The sequence below is a fragment of the Sorangium sp. So ce128 genome, from assembly GCF_051525245.1.
Taxonomy (GTDB): domain Bacteria; phylum Myxococcota_A; class Polyangia; order Polyangiales; family Polyangiaceae; genus Sorangium; species Sorangium cellulosum_B.
Window position 1 is genome coordinate 4,769,099 of the sequence record NZ_CP150313.1, and the last position, 20,773, is coordinate 4,789,871.

Consider the following 20,773-nt stretch of genomic DNA (forward strand, 5'->3'; position numbering starts at 1 on the left):
CGCGCGCACTCTAGCAGGTAAAAAGTCCGACGATCGCATGTCCTCGAATCAGCTCTACCGATGAGCCCGGTGCGATGGGCCTCGCCGGCCGAGCCGCATTGACGGGGCAGGGTGGAGCGGATGGACCCTCTCGAGGGAGATGTTCGGAGTCGACTTTGCTGTCTCCGCCGCCCGTCGGTCCGGTTTGCGAGAGGCGATTGGAGCCGATCTCTCTTTCATGAACCCTGCGTGCGAGCGTGCGAGTCGGCGTCGAGGCGCACCAGGGCGCCACGCAGCGTCAGGCGGGCTCTCGGGGAGCACGGACGCGAGGTCGAAGCCCCTGCGGATGTCTGCTCGAGCGACCTCGCTCCGGGATGGGTCGTGGCTCGACCGCGCTCGATCTGCTCGGGTCGGGCCCGAGCGGCGCCCATGTGGGCCTCTCGATCACCTATCCGCGCCGACCCCTCTGTTTTCCATCACGGAACGCGCGCGCCCCGGAGACAGTCACGGGCATGAAGCGCTCCTCGTCGATCGTGCAGGCGGCTCTCGTCTTCCTCGCGTGCGCCTGCGGTGACGGAGGCGATGTCGGCGGCCAGGGCGGCCAGGGGGGCCAGGCGAGCGGCGGTCCGTCCACCGGCACGGCAGGCGCCGGCGCAGGCTCGTCCGCCAGCACGGCGGGCGCCGGCGCAGGCCCGTCCGCCAGCACCACGGGCGCGGGCGGAGGTCTCGGCCCCCACGTCCCTGAGACGAGCACGCCGACGCGCGGCGGGACGATGACGTTCACGAACATCGGCGCGACCGGCTGGTGGCCCCGCCGCATCGACCGCGAGCCGGGCGACCCGGCGTGCGACTACAAGGACGGCGACGACACCTGGGGCGGGCACTGCTGCATGACGGAGCATCACACGACGAGCGACGAGCTCGCCCCGTTCGATGAAGAGATGACCCTCATCATGAAGGCGATCCGCGTGAAGCAGCTCGCCGTCTATCAGCCTGGCAGCGACCCTGCCGCATGGCAGATGGTCTCGTCGTGGGACGCGAAGGTCGGCGCGGGCTCCAATCTGCTCGTCACGGAAGGGCAGAACACCTCCGCCGACTTCACGGGCGACCTCACGAAGAAGGACTGCGTCACGTACTTCACGCAGGACAAGCCCTTCGCGTGCGGCGACGGCAAGGATTATTACTGTCCCGACGATCCGGGCATCATGCACCTCGGCTGGGCGGGCTCGAAGCTCGTTGTCTTCCTGGCGTCGATGACGTTCGACGACGCGGGCGTCGAGAAATGCGACGGTGATGGGCAGGGCCACCCCGGCCCGTGGGTCGCGTTCGTCGCGTCCGAGCTCATTCGCGACGGCGGCCGCAAGTGGAACGGGCTCTGCAACTGCTACTCGAAGACGGGCACCGTCGGCGACGGCTGCGGCGAGATCAACGTGTTCGAGGTCGTGATGGACAACAACGAGTACAGCAACCGCGAGTTCATGAGCACCGGTGTCCGCTCGTACCAGGAGGGGCACATCGGCGGCAGCGTCTGCGGGACCGGCTGTGATCGTGACGAGTTCGCCGAGGATGTCGAGGTGGTGGATGCGTGCGCGCAAAAGGCCTACGACAAGGGGCCCGTCATCGAGGCCGGCGGGCCCTCGGACGGCTGCCCCACGTGGCGCCGGCCCAGCGGCGATCGCTACTTCATGATCCTGCTCGATGAGGCGCAGCGCACGATCCAGGTCGCGGTCATCCACCCCGAGAGGATCCCCTCCGCCGCGGCCGAGATGCTCCCCGATCTGCCGGGCGGGCTCTCGCGCGGCTCGATCGACGCCATGCTCTCGATGCGCCTGCCCGAATGAGCCCCATGAAACCGAGGAACACGATGCACAATCTCCGTCAGCTTCCGGTGCGGTGGGTCTTCATCGCCGCGATCGCGTCCTTCGCCGGCGTGCCGGCGTGCTCTGGCAGCGACGACGAGGCACAGGCGTCGTCGGGGTCGAGCGGCGCCGGCGCAGGTAGCGCGAGCAGCAGCGGCGCAGCAAGCTCGAGCGGCGGCGGCGCAGGTAGCGGGAGCAGCAACGGCGCAGCAAGCTCGAGCGGCGCGGGCAGCGCGAGCAGCGGCGGCGCAGCAAGCTCGAGCGGCAGCGGCGCAGCAAGCTCGAGCGGCAGCGGCGGCCCTGCGCCGGCGGGCTGCAAGCGCGGCCTCGCGTATGGCTATCACTCGAAGGCGGACATGGATGTCCTCTCCCCGGCTGTGTCCTGGTGGTACAACTGGACTCATGTGCCGGACGAGGGGGTCCGGCCCGACCATTACAGGACGCTCGGCGTCGAGTACGTACCGATGGTGTGGGGCGGGGGCAACCTCGACAGCGCCGCCGCCGGCCGAATCGCCTCCGAGATCCCCGAGGGGGCGAGGTTCCTGCTGGGGTTCAACGAGCCGAACTTCGGGGCGCAGGCCGACCTTTCCGCGGCCGAAGCCGCGGCGCTCTGGCCGCACGTCGAGGCGGTGGCCGACGCGCGCGGCCTCGCGCTCGTGTCGCCGGCCGTGAACTTCTGCGGCGGCGATTGCCAGGAGACCGATCCATTCAAGTACCTGGACGACTTCTTCGCCGCGTGCGGCGGGTGCCGGGTCGATTACATCGGCATCCACATCTACACCGGCTGCAAGGGAGAAGGCGACAACCAGGCCCAGTGGCTCATCAACCACGTCGAGACGTACAAGTCACGGTTCGACAAGCCCCTCTGGCTCACGGAGTTCGCCTGCGACAGCGCGGGCTCCCTCGCCGAGCAGAAGGAGTTCCTTGTCGACGCGCTGGCGTACCTCGAGAACGAGCCCCGGATCGCGAAGTACGCGTGGTTCTCGGGCCGCGCCGACAACGTCCGGCACGCGAGCTTGCTCGGCGACGACGGCGAGCTCAACGAGCTCGGTCAGGCCTACGTCAGCGCGCCGCAGCACGCGTGCGGAGCCTCGACGGAGTGAGCGTGACGCGGCGGGCGGCCGGCCGCCTGCGCGCTCTCCCGCCGTGGCCACCGCGCCGCGGCGCCCGGGACTCGCCGCCGCTCGCCCCTCGGGCGGCGTCGGCGCGGCAGGCCCGCGCCGCAACGCGTCGGTGCGAATGGGGGCGGAGACGCGAGCGTGAGGCTCGAAGGCGCGGTCATGCCGCGCCACCAGCTCCGTTCCCCGCCGGGCGCGGGTCTCGCGCTCGCCGACGATCGTCGACGCTCGCCGCGCCAGTTTGTGATTGACGCCGAACATGTGAGCGTTCACATTCGGCGCTCCGAAACTTCTTTTGCCTTCCCCTGGATGGGCCGCCATGCGCACCGGGTCTTGCGTCCTTCTGTGCGTTCACCTTGACGGTCGCGCCGTGGCTCCGGACGAGGCGCATGCCGGGGGAAAGGAGGAGCAGCAGCTGGGCTCGGCTGGGGTGACATCAGGGCGCACTCCAGGCGTGGAACATCTGGCAACCACCTGTCCGCCAGTCTCGCCGTTCGCCGTCGTCGGCATCGAGTGAGCGCTTCGCGCAGACATAACGCAACCAGAGGGGCATCGTGCACTACGAAAAGAAGGCCGTCAGTCGCTTCCATGTCTTCTGTTTGCTCTCGAGCGTCGCGATGCTGGCGTGCAGCGAAGAGAGCGGCGACGCGGCACAAGCTGCGGGCGCGAGCAGCTCGAGCGTGTCGGCCGCCAGCGGGGCGTCGACCGGCGTAACCGCTGGGTCGGGCAGCACCTCCGGCGGCACGAGCAGCGGCGAAGCAGCCAGTAGCGGCGGAGCGACCGCCGGCGCCGGTGGAGCGGGCTCGGGTGGAACGGGCGGCGCGGGCGGCGCCGGGACAGGTGAGGCCGGCGGGGGCGGGGGCGGAGGCGGCGGTGACGCGGTGAAGTCCGCGGGCTGCGGCAAGATGCGCACGCTTCAGAACGGCGCCGGCACCGTGCAGAGCGGCGGGAAGAGCCGCAAGTACACCCTGCACGTCCCCGACGACTACGACAACGGCCACCCGTACCGGCTCATTCTCTCCTTCCACGGGGCCACGGGCAACAGCGGCCAAGTCGCGCCCTCGTATTTCGGGCTCTGGTCGCTCTCCGAAGGGAGCACCATCTTCATCGCGCCCGACGCTGTCGGCGGGTTCTGGTCAGCCGACGACGATGTGACCTTCGTCGACGACATCCTCGAGCAGGTCACCGGCGATCTCTGCATCGACACCTCGCGCATCGAGCTCGAAGGCTTCAGCCAGGGGGGGGCCATGGCGTGGACGCTGGCCTGCGCGCGTCCGGACGTTTACCGCGCCGCGGTGGTCCACTCCGGCGGCGGTCTCCCCCGGCCGGCGAGCTGTCAGCCGGTCGCCTTCATGTCTTCGCTGGGTCAGCAGGAGAGCGGCGGAGCCGGACAAACCTCCAACAGCGATTTCTTCGCCAAGCAAAATGGATGCATGGTGGAGGCCCTGGCCAAGGCGCCCAGAGGTGGCCACGCCTGCTCGGACTACAAGGGCTGCTCCACGGGGCACCCCACCCGCTGGTGTGACTACGACGGTGGTCATACTCCGTCGCCGAACGACGGCGGGCAGCAGATGTCATGGATGCCCCAGGAAGTATGGACGTTCCTGAGTCAGTTCTAGAACACCAATCGTGTTGAAATCCGGAGAAATTTCACAGGGAGGCGAGGAGGCGGGGAGGAAGACAGAAAGAATCTCTCCTTCTCGCCGTCTCTCGCTCCCCGCCTCCCCGTCTCCCTGTGAAATCTCTGCTTTTTCTCAGGGTTTCAACCACTTTGTCGCTCCAGAGTGCGCGAAACAAAGCGGTGCTGGCTCGCGTGCCAGGTTGTCGTTGACATGGAGTCTCTGTTCGATGGACCAATTCAAAAGTCACGTCCTCGGGCTCGCGTCGCTCTCGTTGGCGCTGCTCGTTGCTCTGCCTGCGCGCGGGGCATCGCTACAAAAAGTCAACCAGAGCGAATGGGGTGCGGACGGCCTGCCCAGCTATGTCAACATGTACATTTACGTGCCTGACAAGCTGGCGACCAAACCGCCCATCGTCGTCGCTCCCCATCATTGTCAGGGAAATGGCCAGGGGACGTTCAGCGAGATGTCGAGCCTGGTTTCCATAGCGAACACCAGCGGCTTCATCATGATCTTCCCGGAGGCGACCGGACAGAACTGCTGGGACGCGGGATCGACGAGATCGCTCGCCCACGGCGGCGGCGGCGACACGGGGGCCATCGTCCAGATGGTGAAATACACGCTCGCGAAGTACAGCGGCGATGCGGGCCGCGTGTACTCGGTCGGCGGGTCATCGGGCGGCATCATGACCGAGGCGCTGCTCGGCGTGTACCCCGACGTGTTCATGGCCGGCGTGTCGCTCATGGGCGTTCCGTGTGGCTGCTGGGCCGAGGGCTACAACGACGTCACCGGGACGGGGAGCTCGGCCCAGTGGAGCGGGCCCTGCGGGGGCGGCAACGTCACGAAGACCGGGCAGCAGTGGGGAGACCTCGTTCGTTCGTACTATCCCGGCTACACCGGCCATCGCCCGCGCCTGCAGCATTGGCATGGCACCGCCGACACGATCCTCAGCTACAAGAACATGGCTGAAGACGTCAAAGAGTGGACGAACCTCCTGGGGTTGAGCGAAACCCCGGATGGGACCGACACGCCAAAGCGCGGAACCACGCGCCAGTCCTGGAAGAGCTCCTGCGGCTACACGGTCTATGAGGCCTTTTCGATGGACGGCGTCGGGCACGCTGTGCCGTTCGACGGGCCCGCCGTCGCCGCTTATTTCGGCCTCGATACGGCCGGTGGTCAGGATCCAGAGACGGCAGCTTGTCCCGGCGCTGTCCCCGGCGGCAGCGACACCGGAGGCGCAGGTGGCGCGGCCGGAGCCGGAGGCGCGGGGGGCGAGCCCGGAGCCGGAGGCGCGGGGGGCGAGCCCGGAGCCGGAGGCGCGGGGGGCGAGCCCGGAGCCGGAGGCGCGGGCGGGGTCATGGTAAGTGGCTCAGGCGGCAGCCCGGGCAGCGGCGGCGCGATGGACACCGCGTCCGGGGGGGCGAACGGACAGGACGCCAGCTCGGGAACCGGCGACTCGACAGGAGGAGAAAGCTCCAGCTCCGGCTGCAGCTGCGCCGTGGGCAACGACGCGAGCGACTCCGGCGCTCAGGCGGGCTTCCTCCTCGCGGCGCTGGGGTTGCTGCTCGGTCGCCCGAAGCGCCGCCCGCGCTGAGCGCGCTGGAAGACCCCCGGCCGCGCCGCATCGTGGTCTCACTTGCCGTAGGCCACCCGCCACACGGTGTTGCTCTGGTCGTCGGTCACCAGCAGCGCGCCGTCCTTGGCCACGGCGACGCCGACCGGACGACCCCACACGTCGCCGGTGCTCGTGACGAAGCCGGTCATGAAGTCTTCGTAATATCCCGCCGCCTTGCCGTCCTTGACCGGGATGCGGATCACCTTGTATCCGGTGCGCCGCGAGCGGTTCCACGAGCCGTGCTCCGCCGCGAAGATGTGTCCCTGGTAGTCGGCCGGGAACTGCTGGCCCGTGTAGAAGCAGAGGTCGAGGGAGGCCGAGTGCGACTGGATCAGCACGTCCGGCACGACGACCTTGTCCCGGAGCTCGGGGCGCTTGCCCTCGTGCCGCGGATCTTGATGCCCGCCGAGGTAGTACCAGGGCCAGCCGTAGAAGCCGCCCTCTTGCACGCGCGTCACGTAGTCGGGGACCAGATTGTCGCCCAGCTCGTCGCGCTCGTTCACGCTGGTCCAGAGCGCGCCCGTCGCCGGCTCGATGGCCAGGCCGACCGGGTTGCGGATGCCTGACGCATGGAGCGCCTCGTTCTTGCCGTCGGGCGTGAAGGCCAGGATGCACGCGCGGCGGATCTCGTCGTCGTCGTCATCGACGTTGGAGCGGGAGCCCACGGACACGAACATTCGCTGGTTGTCCCTGCTGAAGGCGATATCGCGGGTCCAGTGGCCGCCGCCGCCCACCGCCTCCTTGCCCGAGGGGATGTTGGTGACCAGCGCCTCGGCCGGGCCGCTGGCCCTGGTGTCGCCCGCCTTGTAAGGGAACCGCACCACGCTGTCGGTGTTCGCGATGTAGACGTGCGTCGGCGCCTCGGTCCCGCTCGGATAGAAGGCGATGCCGAAGGGGCGGTTCAGGTCCTCGGCGTAGACGCTGCGGACGTCGGCCTTGCCGTCGCCGTCCGTGTCCCGGAGCACCTGCACCCGGTCCGCCGCGCTCTCGGCCACGAACACGTCGCCGTTCGGCGCCACCTGCACGACGCGCGGCTTCTCCAGACCCGTGGCGAGCTCGGTGACGGTGAATCCCGACGGGACTTTGGGGAACGCACCGGCTGGACGATCTGCCTTGCTCGGGCTGTTGGTCACCGACTCGCCCTCGTTGGGCGCGGGGAGGTCGGCGACGGTGATCTTGCGCTTCACGCCCGGCGCGTCCGTTGTCCAGTCGCCCAGCGCGTCGGCGCCGGTGAGGATCCTGTCGGTGGGCGCTGGCTGCGGTGTGACCTCGGCGCGCTTGGGCGAGCAGGAGGCCAGCGCGCCCGCGCCGGCGCCGACCAAGAGCACCTGAGCCGCCCCACGCCGGGCCCACGCGCGACCTGAGATTCGGTTGTCCATGGACTCGGGTTGCCATTCGGCTGCTCCTCTGTCCACCGCTCCACCGCTCCACCGCTCCTCTGGACCGATGAGCCCGCCGATCTCCTCGCCTCTCTCCACGAGCAGACGGGGGAGCGCCCCTCCATCCAACCCCGGCTGCCGCCCCGGTGGCCGGCTACCTACCAGTCCGCCTCGATCACCCCTCCGGTGTACTGCGTGCTGGCCGGCGTGTACTGGTGCACCTCGAACTTGTTGCCGTCGGGGTCCGCCAGCCAGATCTGGTACGTGTTGTCGCAGCCGAGCTTCTTCTCGGTGAACGGGACGCCGCGGCTCTTCAGCGTCGCCATCACGGCGTCCATGTCGTCGGTCTCCAGGCAGAAGTGGGCGATCCCGGTATTGACCACCTCGCCGAGGTTCCGGTCCTCGAACATCTCCATATAGTTGCCGTCGGCGATCTCGAGGTAAGCGCCGAACGGCGCGCCTTCGCGGGTGAAGCTGAACTTGGTGGCGAACCCGAGCTTGCCGTAGAAGTCGACCGAGCGCTGCAGATCCCTCACGTTGAGACAGACGTGCGCGATGCGTTTGAACATGGGGAGGGCCTCCGCGACGGCGCCGGGGTAGGGGAGCGGCGCGTGCGGCCGAGGATACCTCACCCGGAGGCCCCGGCGCGACGGCGGCGCTTCGCCGTCCCCGTTCGCCTCAGCGCAGCCCGAGCCGCTTCGCGAGGTGGTGCAGGTTGCTGCGGTGCATCCCGAGCGATCGCGCCGCGGCGGCCCAGTTGCCGTCCTGCTGCGCCACGGCCCGCTCGATGAGCCCTCGCTGGAACGCGTCGACCTGCTCGTTCAGCGGCGCAGCCGCCGCGGCGGGCGCCTTCTCCGCGTCGTCCTCGCGCGGCGCGGGCTCCGGCGCCGCGGCGACGTCGACCCCGAGGTGGGCCGGCTTGACGACCACGGGCGCCCCGCGGGGCACGCCCCGCGACGCCTGCAGGACCATCGCCGGGCTCGTCCCGAGCAGGCTCGCGCCCCGCTCCCGCTCCGCCGCCCGCCGGAGGTCGTCGGCGACCAGGCCGAGCCGCTCGGCGCTGTGCTCGAGCGCGTCGATGCGCTGGCTCGTGCGCACCGCCGCGCCGGCCAGCGCGCCCAGCCAGGAGAGCGTCGCCGCGTCGACCCCCTCGAAGGCGCGCGGGTCGCGCGCGTCGGCCGTCAGGAGCCCGATGAGCGTGCCCTCGACCCGCAGCGGACAGCCGAGGCACGCGTGCACGTGCGCCGGCGCGGTCGCGTCCGACGCGAGCAGCCCGTCGAACGGATCCGGCAGCTCGGTGTCCGGCGCGAAGCGCACGGGCGCCTCGGCGTGGCAGAGGATGTCGAGCCGAGGGTGCGCCTTCGTGCAAAACGTGCGCCCCAGCGCCTCCGGCGCGAGCCCGTGCGCCGCGAGCGGCACCGGCGCACGGCAGCGGCACGCCGGCTGCTTCAGGGCCGGGCGTCACGACCGGAGCCCTCGAGGTCGCGCCGCGGAGGCGCGGGCGCGCCGGGGCTCACGCGAACAACGAGGTCGCTATGCATAACCTACGACGACTCTGGCTGGCGCTCGCCGCCGTCATCACCGCTGGCTTCTTGATACTCGGCTTCATGGGTCGGGAGGTGTACCGCAAGGCCCCGCCGATCCCGGAGCGGGTCGAGACGCCGTCCGGCCGGGTGCTGCTCACGAAGGACGATATCCTGGACGGGCAGCTTGTCTATCAGAGCATCGGCGGACAGCAGGTCGGCAGCGTCTGGGGACACGGCGCTTACCAGGCGCCGGACTGGTCGGCCGACTGGCTCCATCGCGAGGCCGAGGCGCAGCTCGCGCTCTGGAGCCAGCGAGAGCACGGCGCGGCGTTCGCGGCGCTCCCGGACGAGGCGCAGGCCGCGCTCAAGGCGCGGCTCCAGCGGACGATGCGCCACAACGGCTACGACGCCGCGACCGGCGCGCTCACGGTCTCCGAGGATCGAGCGCTGGCGATCGAGCAGACCGCGGCGCACTACCGCGCGCTCTTCGGCGACGAGCCGAGCCTCACCGGCCTGCGCGAGAGCTACGCGCTGCACACGGGCGCGGTCCCCGACGCCGGGCGGCGCGACAAGCTGACGGCGTTCTTCTTCTGGACCTCGTGGGCCACGGCCGCGGAGCGCCCTGGCACCGGCGCCAGCTACACCAACAACTGGCCTCATGAGCCGCTCGTCGGAAACGTCCCCACGGCCGCCAACGTGATCTGGTCGATCGTGAGCGTCGTGCTGCTGCTCGCCGGGATCGGCGCGCTCGTCTGGTACCACGCGTTCCGCCGCACCGAGGAGCCGGCCGTCGCTGCGCCGGCGCGCGACCCGCTCTCGGGGTGGGTGCTCACCCCGTCGATGCGGGCCGTCGGGAAGTACTGCGTCGTCGTGGTCGCGCTGCTCGTGCTCCAGGTCGCGCTCGGCGCCCTGACCGCGCACTACACGGTGGAAGGACACGAGGTCTTCGGCCTGCCGGTCGCGGACTACCTGCCGTACGCGGTGACGCGCACCTGGCACGTCCAGCTCGGCGTCTTCTGGATCGCGACCGCGTTCCTCGCGGCGGGGCTGTTCCTCGCGCCGGCGGTGGGCGGGCGAGAGCCGAGGGGGCAGCGGCTCGGCGTGAACGTCCTCTTCGGCGCGCTCGTCCTCGTGGTCTTCGGCTCGCTCGCCGGAGAGTGGCTGTCGGTCAAGCAGCGCTTCGCGCTCGAGCACTCGTTCTGGTTCGGGCACCAGGGGTACGAGTACGTCGACCTCGGCCGCGCCTTCCAGATAGCGCTCTTCGGCGGGCTCGCGCTCTGGCTCTTCCTGATGCTGCGCGCGCTCTGGCCCGCGCTCTCGCGGCGCGACATGAGCCGGCACATCGTGCTGCTCTTCACCGGCGCGACGGTGGCGATCGGGATGTTCTACGGCGTGGGGCTGTTCTACGGCGCGAAGACGCACCTGTCGGTCATGGAGTACTGGCGCTGGTGGGTCGTCCACCTGTGGGTCGAGGGGTTCATGGAGGTGTTCGCCACCGCGGCCATCGCGTTCCTGTTCACCCGGTTCGGGCTCGTGCGGCCCGACAGCGCGGCGCGGGCCGCGCTCCTGTCCACCTGCATCTTCCTCGTCTCGGGCATCCCCGGCACGTTCCACCACCTCTACTTCAGCGGCACGCCGGTCTCGGTGATGGCGGTCGGCGCGAGCTTCAGCGCCCTGGAGGTCGTGCCGCTCGTCCTCGTGGGGATGGAGGCGCACGAGACCTGGCAGATGCAGCACCGGAGCGCGTGGATGCAGGCCTATCGATGGCCCATCCAGTTCTTCGTCGCCGTCGCGTTCTGGAACTTCGTGGGCGCTGGGGTGTTCGGCTTCCTCATCAACCCGCCGATCGCCCTCTATTACATGCAGGGCCTCAACACGACCCCCGTGCACGCGCACGCCGCCCTCTTCGGCGTCTACGGGCTCCTGTCGCTCGGCCTCGTGCTGGTGATGCTCCGCCGCCTGCGCCCCGACGCGGTGTGGAACGAGGCGCGGCTCCGCGTGGCGTTCTGGGGGATGAACGGCGGCCTCGGCCTCATGATCCTCCTGAGCCTCTTGCCGATCGGGCTGGCGCAGGCGTGGGCCAGCGTCGAGCGCGGGCTGTGGTATGCGCGGAGCGCGGAGTTCCTGCAGCAGCCGGTCCTCGAGGCGCTGCGCTGGATGCGGCTCGTCGGAGACAGCCTGTTCATCGTCGGCGTCCTGGCCTTCGTGGGGTTCGTCGCGGGGCTCTTCACGCGCCGGCCGGCGGGCGCTGCCTCGGCGAAGCCCGCGCCCGAAGGTGAGGCGGCAGGGATCGCCGCGCCGGCGGCGAGCGGCGCGCCGGCGGCCTGATCACCCGCGCGCCAGCGCCCGGCAGTCCGCTGGCGCGCCTGCTCGCCGTAGCGCCGCGCGGCGACCGGCAGTGCCTGCCGCACCCTTCAGAAAAGAGACGGCCCCACCCGATTGCGTGAAGGATGGCTCGCCACCGCAGCATCCATCAGGCGCGAGAGAGACCGGGATGCGAGCGGTCTCCTTCTGTAAAAAAAAATCTCAGGAGAGTAAAGAGATGAGCTTGTTCAGCAAGAGTTTCCTCCCGTTGACGTTCCTCGGCGCCGCAGCGGTGCTCGGTGGCTGCGTTGGCGACGCTTCCCTCGAAGGCGATGACGAGCTGGGGACCCAGGCGGACGCGGCTGATCCCGAGTCAGCGGACGCGATCGACCCCGACGCGGCGGAGGCGGTTGGAAGCGCGCAGCAAGCGGTGACCCAAAGCGAATGGATCTGCTGGCAATGGTGGGGCAAATGGGTCGACGTCGGCCATGTCAAGATCTGGTGGGGCCATACCCCCAAGGATGCCCTATGGGCCTGCCAGAACTGGGTCGCGCGCTGCTACAATCACGGCGACGGCTGCTATGTTCGTGATAAGACGCCGATCGCCTGGTCATGGTGAGGAGCGTGGGGATCCTCCTTATCGATCCCCGCCAGGCGCATGAGGCTGCGGGGGAAGGCGTCGCCGCGCTGGAGGCGATGCCGCCGGTCGCCTGCGTGGACAGGGCGCCGCGCGTCTGACCGCTCGCGCGGCCGAGGATCGAGGCACGCCTTCCCCTGACGAGAATGATGCACGGCCTGCAGGGCTGACCGCGTGCCCCGGGTCACCTGCTGGAACATCCAGCCCGCGTGACAAGCCGTCGACATGCCAGGCTTTCAGCGGATGCCCTCCACGATCCTGCCAGGTTTCGCCCGCGCCAGCCGTCGGCATGGAAGGCCGCCTCCGCGGAGCGCATGGCACGACCCGCCGACGATGAGATGCGCCGTGCGCGGGCGCTGAAGTCACACATAGATTGCGAGATTGCCGCACGCTCTTCACGCAAGCGAGGGTACTCAACGTGGGAGGCGATTCATGGTGCCGAGGCGAGCCATGGCCGGGAGCGGCCGTCCGAGAGCACGATCATGAGCGCGCTCCTGCGCGGCGCCGTGACGCCGCTGAAAGGCGCCGCGGCCGCCGCGATCGCCTGGCGCACGCAGGGCCGGCACTACATCACCGTCGTCGCCAAGGCGAGCTTCGCCTTTGCGATCGATGCGGTGATGTGGCGGACCGATCCGCAGGAGATCCTCGGCGCCGAGGTCCACCATGGCAAGAACCCGGCGCGGAGCATCCGCTGGAGCGGGGACCTCGCGCCCTACCTCGGTCGCGCCGATGTGGTCTTCACCGGAGACGCGCACGCGCCGCGCGGCACCGAGGTCCAGTCCTTGCCGGTGCGGCTCGCGATCTACAGCGCCGGCGGCTGGGTGCTCGACAAGCGCCTCCTCGTCCGCGACAAGGGCCCTTTCCGGCAGATACCCCTCGTGTACGAGAGGGCGGTTGGCGGCGCGAACGGGTGGGAAAATCCGTTCGATGGGGAGCCGATGGATGGCCCGGCCAACATCCTCGACCCCCAGGATCCCGCACGCCTCGCTGGCTTCGCGCCGCTCGCGCGCGCCGCGCCGGTGCGCCGTCGGCTGCTCGGCAGCACGCCTCGCAAGGCGCTCGAGGGGCCGAACGCCGACATCCCCGCGGGCTTCGACTGGTCGTACTTCCAGGCGGCGCCCGCCGACCAGCGGATCGCATTCCTGCAAGGCGATGAGTGGATCGTGCTCGAGCACGTGAATCCGGCGGCTCCACGGCTTCAGATGCGCTTGCCCGGGGCGCGCGGGGTGGCGCGGATCCGGGGGCTCGCCGCCTCCGCCGCGGCAGACGGCGAGCTGCTCGAGCTCAACGCCGACACGCTTCGCATCGACGGCGTCGAGCAGCGCTGCACGGTCGTGTGGCGCCGGGTCTTCCCTGTCTCCGGCGAGGACGCCCTCGCGGCCGTGCGGATCGTGGCCGGCGTCGAGATCGAAGGCGAGGAGATCGCATGGCCCGACGTGCGCCTCGAGGCGCAGGAGCGCGCGCAGCCGGCGCATCCGCCTTCCCTCCGCCTGGGCTCCCAGGAGACCGCCCGGATTAAGGACGCGCCCGACGGGGCGGGCGAGGCGCGGCTCGCCCCGGATCTCCCGATCAGCCTCTCCGCAGAGGACGTCGAGATCGTCGATCCTCCGCTGTCCGCCGCGTCCCTCTTTCAAACGCTCGCGCTCCCCGTGGAGCCGGACGAGCCGTCGATGCGCGCCCCGGCGCTCCCCTTCGGGCCCGCAGCCCCTGCGCCGGCGGAGCAGGGCGAGCTCGGGCCGGTCGCAGATCAAATCCCTGCCATCTTCACCAGCACGACGCTTCTGTCGAGCGAGGATGAGGCGCGGGCCACCGGTCAGCCCGCGACGCCGTTTCCTGCCGCGCCGCCGCTTCCGCCGCGCGAGCTCCGACGCGAGGGCGACGAGGTTCCGGGGCCGCTCCCGCCGCTCGGCGAGGGCGACGAGGTCAGCGTCGAGCGGTGCGCGATCATCGCGGCGGAGCTCGCGGAGCGGCCGGTCCCCCGGGCCGACGTGCTCCGCGCGCACGGCCTCTCCGATGAGCGCTGGGAGCAGGCCGAGGCGCGATGGCAAGAGGCGATGGCGGAGGAGGCCCGACGCGGCGAGCGACCGCTCCGCGATCGGTTCGATGCAGCCTATCTCGCCGCCTGGGAGGCCATCCGCGGCGTTTTGCGTCCGACCGACTATGCGCGACTGGTCGTCGCGACCGAGCGCGACGGCGCGGCCGCGGCGCTCGATCCGCTCGCCATTCGACGCACCGTGTGGGCGCAGATGAAGCGACTATGGGCCAGGCGGCTCGCCGGCGATCCGCGCCTGAGAGCGCACGTCGAGGCCGAGATCGCGACGCTGCGCGGAGCGCCGCGGCAGCCCGCGGACAGCAACGCCCCCGCGGCGCAGGCCGGCTGATGCGACGCGATGTCAGATGTGCGGATCGCACGATGGCGACGCGCCGTCGTGACATGCAATCATCGCTTTGCTTTGCAAGAATCGCCTCAATCGTCGACGTCCTTCCGGCGCCAGGAGCCAACGCGCACCGATAACGGGGAGTTACAACCATGCAAGATGCGTTCACCGTCAGCGCCAGCGCGCTCCCTGCCGCCACGCGGGTCATTGGCTTTCGAGGGACAGAGGGGCTGTCGAAACCGTACGTCTTCGAGATTTATCTCGTGATGACGAACTACGTGGGCCAGGATCTCGACCTCGCCGACGCTGTGGGCACGAAGGCGACGCTCCGCCTCTCCCCGTCGGACGGCGGGGCTCCCTTCCTCGTGAACGGCATCTTCGCGACGTTGGAGCTCATCCACGCGTTTGGCGAGCGCACGGTCTTCCGCGCTGTGCTCGTGCCGCAGCTCTGGAAGCTCACCATCTCCCTGCATAGCCGGATCTTCACCGACCAGACGGTGCCCGAGATCATCAAGACGGTGCTCTCGGGCGCTGGGGTCTCGGAGTACGAGCTCAGGCTGATCGGCAGCTACAAGCCGCAGGAGCACGTGTGCCAGTACGGCGAGAGCGACTTCGACTTCATCTCGCGGTGGATGGAGCGCGAGGGGCTCTATTATTACTTCGAGCAAGGAGACGGCGGGGAGACGCTCATCATCACCGACGACAAGGGCGTCCACGTCCCGCTCGGCCAGAAGGCGGTCCGGTATCTCCCGCAGTTCAGCGAGCACAGGGCCAAGGGAGAGGTGCTCTGGACCTTCACGTGCCGGCACACGTCGATGCCGTCCAGGGTCCGCATGAGCGACTATGATTACAACAATCCAGCGATCGAGATCTCCGGCAGGGCGCCCGTCGCGGCGAACGGGCTCGGCGAGATCAGCGTCCACGGCGCGCGTTTCTTCACGCCGGCCGAGGGCAGCCGCCTCGCGGCCGTGAAGGCGCAGGAGCTGCTCGCGGGCCAGGTCGTCTACCACGGCACCGGGGCGACGTTCCACATGCGCCCCGGGTACACGTTCGAGCTCGAAGAGCATCCGAAGCCGGCGTTCAATGCGGTTTATCTGGCCACAGAGGTCGAGCACTGGGGCAACCAGACGGGCTGGGCGCCCGAGCTGATGCAGATCATCGGGCTCACCTGGGACGATGTGTACCGGATGGAGGTCAAGGCCGTCTCCTCGACCGTCCAGTACCGGGCGCCGCAGCGGACGCCGTGGCCTCGTATCTACGGGACCGAGCACGCCGTCGTCGACGGCCCGGCGGACAGCGAGTACGCCCAGATCGACCAGCACGGTCGCTACGCGGTCAAGCTGAGCTTCGATGAGAGCGACCTCCGGGGCGGCAAGGCCTCGACCTGGGTGCGCATGCTCCAGCCGCACGGCGGCGGCACCGAGGGGTTCCATTTCCCCCTGCGCAAGGGAACCGAGGTGATGTGCACCTTCCTCGGCGGGGATCCGGACCGCCCCGTCATCGCCGGCGTCGCCCCGAACGCGCACACGCCGAGCCCCGTCACCTCGGCCAACAGGACGAGGAACGTCATCCAGACCGGGGGCAGGAACCGCATCGAGCTCGAGGACCAGGCGGGCTCGCAGCGCATCACCGTCAGCACACCGACCGAGAACACGATCCTGCGCATGGGCGCGCCCAACGATCACCACAATTTCATCTCCAGGACGGACGGTACCGCCCTGATCAAGACGGGCAAGTCGCTCGAGATCCAGACGGGCACCTGGAGGAAAGATAACGTCGGCGATCAAATGGAGACCGAGGTCGGCGGTTTCCTGAAAGAGACCGTCACCGGCTTCGTCACCCTCGAGTACAAGGACGCGAAGAACGAGACCGTCACGAAGGCCGTCACGGAGATTTACAAGGACGCGAAGAACGAGACGGTCACCAAGCCCGTCACGGAAACCTACCTGGACACCCAGACCACCACGGTCACCAACCTGCGCAAATCCGAGCACGGCACCGAGGAGACGACCGTCCACGGGAAGGTCACGGAGCGGTACGAGGGCCATCACGAGACGAAGGTGACGACGGGCGGCCGGTACGAGGAGACCACCGGCCTTCACGACCAGAAGTTCAACGATGGCTGGAAGGTCGACATCCCGGGCGGCCACGTCTCGCACATCGCGAAGGGCGACTACGTTATCGAGGCAGACCACTTCAGAGCGAAGGCCAAGTCCGACTATCGCGAGATCAATGGCCTCAGAATTCAAAAGACCCAAGGTGGCCTGTTCAACTTCACGTACGGCTACGGCACCCTGAACGTCGTCGCCCCGCAAAGGACGGAGTTGGTCGTGGGGTTGAAGCTGGATGTCATCGCCGGGATGAAGGCGGAGGCGGTCCTCGGCGTCAACGTCAAGAACGCAAGATTGGTGGTAAACAAGAACTTTCTCGAGGTCTGGCAGAAGAGCGTCGAGTTGGGTAGCTCAACGGTGACGGTCACCAGGCATGCTGCTGCGAGGGTGACCTCGACGGGGGCTCAGGTCTGGCAATCCTTCATCCACATGTTCCATTAGCGCGGCGCCCAGCAGAGGACCGCGAGAGCCTGCTGCGAACCTCATGAAGACGATCAAGCCGAACCGGCTGGGGCTGCTCACGAAGGTGTTCGAGAACGACGGCGAGCCGTACCTCGTCGTGACGCTCCTCGTCTTCTTCCCGTTCGAGGAGCCGAGGCGCCTGCTCTACGAGCAGAGCCTCTGGAGGTTCGCCGGCACGGAGCTCGGGAGCGACGCCATCCTCGACGAGTGCATGCCCAAGCTACGGGGAGAGCTGCTCGTGAACGGCCGCTGCTTCACCGCGGGCGCGGTGCCGCGCACCGCGTGCTCGGTGCGGGTCCAGCTCGGGGCGATCGACAAGACGCTTTATGTCGTCGGAGACCGCCGCTTCGAGCTCCTGGGGATGACCGATCCGGAGCCGTTCGCCGAGATGCCGATCACCTGGCAGAACGCCTTCGGCGGCGAGGGCTACGCGCCGAACCCGCTCGGCAAAGGCTTCGCGCCGGTGCGCGGCGAGGACGGCTCGGTCCATCCGTTGCCCAACATCGAGGATCCGCGCCGCCTCGTCCGGTCGCCCGGCGACCGGCCCCCGCCCGCCGGGTTCGGAGGTTACGATCCGACCTGGCCACAGCGCTTCTCCAAGGTCGGGACGTATGATGAAGCGTGGCTCAAGCAACGCTTCCCCGAGCTCGCCAGGGACCTCGACTGGAGCTTCTTCAACACCGCGCCGCCGGACCAGCAGATCGAGGGGTATTTCCGGGGCGACGAGGCGTTCGTCATCGAGAACATGCACCCTGGCAAGCCCCGGATCGAAGGGGCGCTACCGGGGGTGGCGACGCGGTGCTTCATCAACCAGAAGACCGGCGAGGGGGAGTCCTTCCGGGAGATCGCGACCCGCCTCGACACGGTCCGGCTCTTCCCCCACCACGAGCGCGGGATCCTCGTCTATCGCGGGGTGCTCAAGATCCGTGAAGACGACGCGGCCGACGTGCTCCACATCGTCGCGGCCTGCGAGGCAATGGGCGAGCCCAGGCCGGGCGAGCATTACCGAACCGTCATGGCCCAGCGGCTCGACAAGGAGAAAGGGCACCTGTTCCTGCTGCGCGACGCGGACCTGATGCCGCCTCCGGAGCTGGGCGCGGGTCCGCTGCCGGACGATCCACAGGCGGAGATGACCAGGCTGCTCCAGTCGGAACGGCTCTGGCGGAGGCGCGCCCGCGCCAAGATGGAGCGGGACATCGAGGAGCTCAAGGCGAAGATCCGCGCGCAGGGGCTCGATCCGGAGCCGCTCGTCCCGCCGCTGCCGCCGGACGAGGACGTGATCGAGCCCAGCCTGGACGAGCTGCCGGCGTACGTCGAGCGGGCGATGACCGAGGCCGAGAAGGTCAAGGCGGACGCGGAGGCGCGCCGCGCGGCCGAGGAGCAGAGGGCGCGCGCCGAGTGCGCGAAGCACGGATTCGATTACGACGCGATCATGGGCGAGCGGCAGAAGGAAGCCGGCGGCCCGCCCCGGTTCTCGGCCAAGAAGGAGCTCGAGCGGCTCGAGGACGTCGCGCAAATGGCGCGGAACGCCGGGGTCGAGTGGCCCGAGGTCGAGGCGCAGCTCGGCGATCCGGAGCTCGTGGCGCGCCTCTTCCAGGTCGAGGAGCAGCTGCGCTCTGCCTACCGGAAGTTCGCGCACCACTTCCCGGCGGCCTCCCGGCTGGGCGGCGAGGAGGCCGCTCGCGTGCGGGAAGAGGTGATCGCCGGGCACCGGGCCGGGGAGAGCTTCGCGGGGCGCGATCTCACGGGCGCCGATCTCTCGCACCTCGACCTGTCGGGGATCGATCTCGAGGGCGCGCTGCTCGAGGCCGCGGCCCTCACGGGCACCCGGCTGTGCGGCGCGAACCTCGCCGGCGCGGTCCTGGCGAGGGCCAATCTCCTCGGCGCAGATCTCACCGGCGCGAACCTCGCCGGCGCGAACTTCGGCGGAGCGAACCTTCGCGACGTGAAGATGCGCGGCGGGCTCGACCTCACCGGCGCCGTGCTGGCCAAGGCCGACCTATCGGGCGCCGACCTGACCGGCGCGCGCCTGTCGGACGCCGACCTGTCCGAGGCGACCTTCGACGGGGCCGACTTCAGCCGCGTGACCGCGCGCAACCTCGTCCTCATCAACGCCGACCTCTCCGGCGCCCAGCTCTCCGGCGCAGACCTCGAGCAGTGCACCTTCATCGAGGCCAACGTGGAGGGCGTCGACTTTCGCGACGCGAACCTCCGCGCGTCGGTGTTCATCACCGGCAAGGGCGACGGCGCCGTCTTCCGCGGCGCCAAGCTCGACAACATCCGCCTCGTCGCAGGCTCGTCGTTCGCCGGCGCCGACTTCCGCGGCGCTTCGCTCGAGCAGGCCAACCTGAGGGGCACCTGCCTCAGAGGGAGCGACTTCACCGAGGCCAACCTGCGGAGCTCCGATCTCAGCGAGTGCGACCTCACGGGCGCTCGCCTGGATCGCGCCGTCGCGGTGAGCGCCCTGCTCACGCGGGCAGACCTCTCGGGCGCCTCGCTGTCCGGCATCGATCTGATGGAGGCCGTGCTGCAGAAGGCGAAGGTCGACGACGCGAGCTTCGAGAGGGCCAACCTGTTCCGCGTCGACGCCACGAAAATGCGCGGAAACGCCGCGACGAGCCTGAAGGGGGCCAATGTGAAGTACGTGCGCTTCGTCGCGCCGCCGGAGAACCATGGACAGAAGTGATCTGGTCGAGCTGGTCCAGGGCGGCGAGATCATCGCCGACGTCGACCTCTCGGGCGTCGACCTCTCGGGCGCCGACCTCTCCGGCGCGATCTTCGACAAGGTGAGCTTCGCCGGCGCGGACCTCTCCGGCGCTCGGCTGAAGGAGTCGACCGCGGCCGGCTGCAGCTTCAGCGGCGCGCGCCTGCCCGGCGCCAACCTGCACCTCGCGGCGATGGTGGACTGTGATCTCACGGGGGCGAAGCTGGACGGCGCCTCCCTGATCGCAGCGCAGCTCACCGGCGGCGATCTCTCCTCGATCGACCTGAGCGGAGCAGACCTGACCCTCGCGAGCGTGATCAACACGAGCCTCTCGGGCGCCCGGCTCGCGCGCGCCAACCTGGACCGCACCGCCATCCTGGACGCGCGGACCGAGCGGATCGACCTCTCGGGCGCCGTGCTGAAGCAGACGGCGCTGGTGCGCGCCGATCTCTCGACCGCGACCCTCGGCGGCGCCGTCTTCGAGCTCGTCGTGCTCGTGGAGGGGAAGCTCGCGGGCCAGGACCTGCGCGGGATGTCGTTCACGATGACGCAGTTCACGGGCGCCGATCTCAGCGGCTGCGACCTCTCCGGCGCGACGCTGACGCAGTGCGGTTTCAAGGACGCGAACCTCTCCGGCGCCAAGCTCGACGGCGCGCTCGCGGGCCGGGCGCTCTTCGTGAATGCCAACCTCACCCGCGCGAGCCTCGCCGGGGCCGTGCTCAAGGAGTCGGTCTTCGTGGGCGCTCGCCTCATCGAGGCCAACCTCGCCGGCGCCAACCTCGAGATGTGCATCCTGACGCGGGCCGCGTGCGCGGGCGCGCGCTGGAACGGCGCCAACCTGACGTACGCCGACCTCTCCCACGCCGACGTCTCGGCCGGCGACTTCTCGAGGGCGACCCTGTTTCGAGCGCGCCTCCATCGGATCAAGGACGAAGGGGCCGTGTGGTCCAGCCGGGCGGCCGCCCTCGGCGACGACGCGGATCTCGCCGAGGCGGAGCAGTGGCAATCACGGGTTGTGAGCAGCAGCCGGGAGCGCTCGGAGCCTCTGGCCGCGGGTGTCGAGACGTCTACGCGTTGACGAG

13 protein-coding genes and 1 pseudogene are annotated in these 20,773 nt (G+C 69.6%); 10 read left to right on the forward strand and 4 right to left on the reverse strand.

What is annotated here, in order from left to right; all coding sequences use genetic code 11:
* The first annotated feature begins 491 nt into the window (after window positions 1-491).
* Window positions 492-1,820: a DUF2403 domain-containing lipoprotein gene (locus WME82_RS18160; protein ID WP_438043855.1), complete on the forward strand. Its 1,329-nt coding sequence runs from the start codon at window positions 492-494 to the stop codon at window positions 1,818-1,820.
* Between the two features lie 37 nt (window positions 1,821-1,857).
* On the opposite strand, the gene WME82_RS18165 is transcribed toward WME82_RS18160, so the two are convergent.
* Window positions 1,858-2,157 carry a hypothetical protein gene (locus WME82_RS18165; RefSeq protein WP_438045045.1) on the reverse strand — a complete coding sequence of 100 codons (300 nt, stop codon included), beginning with the start codon at window positions 2,155-2,157 and terminating at the stop codon, window positions 1,858-1,860.
* A 16-nt stretch (window positions 2,158-2,173) separates the two neighbouring features.
* Here WME82_RS18165 and WME82_RS18170 point away from each other — a divergent pair.
* The 3 genes and pseudogenes from WME82_RS18170 to WME82_RS18180 form a co-directional block, all read left to right on the forward strand.
* Window positions 2,174-2,941: pseudogene (locus WME82_RS18170) on the forward strand (glycoside hydrolase family protein); the annotation flags it as partial.
* A 569-nt stretch (window positions 2,942-3,510) separates the two neighbouring features.
* Complete coding sequence (locus tag WME82_RS18175; RefSeq protein ID WP_438043856.1) at window positions 3,511-4,575, forward strand: alpha/beta hydrolase family esterase; 1,065 nt, start codon at window positions 3,511-3,513, stop codon at window positions 4,573-4,575.
* 229 nt (window positions 4,576-4,804) lie between these two features.
* Window positions 4,805-6,169: an extracellular catalytic domain type 1 short-chain-length polyhydroxyalkanoate depolymerase gene (locus WME82_RS18180; protein WP_438043857.1), complete on the forward strand. Its 1,365-nt coding sequence runs from the start codon at window positions 4,805-4,807 to the stop codon at window positions 6,167-6,169.
* Between the two features lie 38 nt (window positions 6,170-6,207).
* Here WME82_RS18180 and WME82_RS18185 read toward each other — a convergent pair whose 3' ends face one another.
* From WME82_RS18185 to WME82_RS18195, 3 genes are all read right to left on the reverse strand, one after another.
* Window positions 6,208-7,518: a PQQ-dependent sugar dehydrogenase gene (locus WME82_RS18185; protein WP_438043858.1), complete on the reverse strand. Its 1,311-nt coding sequence runs from the start codon at window positions 7,516-7,518 to the stop codon at window positions 6,208-6,210.
* A gap of 209 nt (window positions 7,519-7,727) precedes the next feature.
* Entirely contained in the window at window positions 7,728-8,138 is a 411-nt protein-coding gene (locus WME82_RS18190) for a VOC family protein (RefSeq protein ID WP_437872618.1), read from the reverse strand.
* 109 nt (window positions 8,139-8,247) lie between these two features.
* Window positions 8,248-8,988, reverse strand: a complete 741-nt coding sequence (locus WME82_RS18195) for a GAF domain-containing protein (protein WP_438043859.1) — start codon at window positions 8,986-8,988, stop codon at window positions 8,248-8,250.
* 116 nt (window positions 8,989-9,104) lie between these two features.
* Here WME82_RS18195 and WME82_RS18200 point away from each other — a divergent pair, with 116 nt between their 5' ends.
* The 6 genes from WME82_RS18200 (at window position 9,105) to WME82_RS18225 (ending at window position 20,769) form a co-directional block, all read left to right on the forward strand.
* Entirely contained in the window at window positions 9,105-11,423 is a 2,319-nt protein-coding gene (locus WME82_RS18200; protein WP_438043860.1) for a nitric-oxide reductase large subunit, read from the forward strand.
* Between the two features lie 214 nt (window positions 11,424-11,637).
* Entirely contained in the window at window positions 11,638-12,018 is a 381-nt protein-coding gene (locus WME82_RS18205) for a hypothetical protein (RefSeq protein WP_438043861.1), read from the forward strand.
* Window positions 12,019-12,518: 500 nt separating this feature from the next.
* The gene (locus WME82_RS18210) at window positions 12,519-14,417 is read left to right on the forward strand and encodes a DUF2169 family type VI secretion system accessory protein (protein ID WP_438043862.1); all 1,899 of its coding nucleotides are present in this window, start codon (window positions 12,519-12,521) and stop codon (window positions 14,415-14,417) included.
* Window positions 14,418-14,566: 149 nt separating this feature from the next.
* A complete protein-coding gene (locus WME82_RS18215) occupies window positions 14,567-16,966 on the forward strand; it encodes a type VI secretion system Vgr family protein (protein ID WP_438043863.1) in 2,400 nt (799 codons plus the stop codon).
* A 43-nt stretch (window positions 16,967-17,009) separates the two neighbouring features.
* Window positions 17,010-19,673: a DUF2169 domain-containing protein gene (locus tag WME82_RS18220; protein ID WP_438043864.1), complete on the forward strand. Its 2,664-nt coding sequence runs from the start codon at window positions 17,010-17,012 to the stop codon at window positions 19,671-19,673.
* Window positions 19,660-20,769, forward strand: a complete 1,110-nt coding sequence (locus tag WME82_RS18225; protein WP_438043865.1) for a pentapeptide repeat-containing protein — start codon at window positions 19,660-19,662, stop codon at window positions 20,767-20,769. The genes WME82_RS18220 and WME82_RS18225 overlap by 14 nt, the downstream gene beginning before the upstream one ends.
* The last annotated feature ends 4 nt before the right edge of the window (window positions 20,770-20,773 follow it).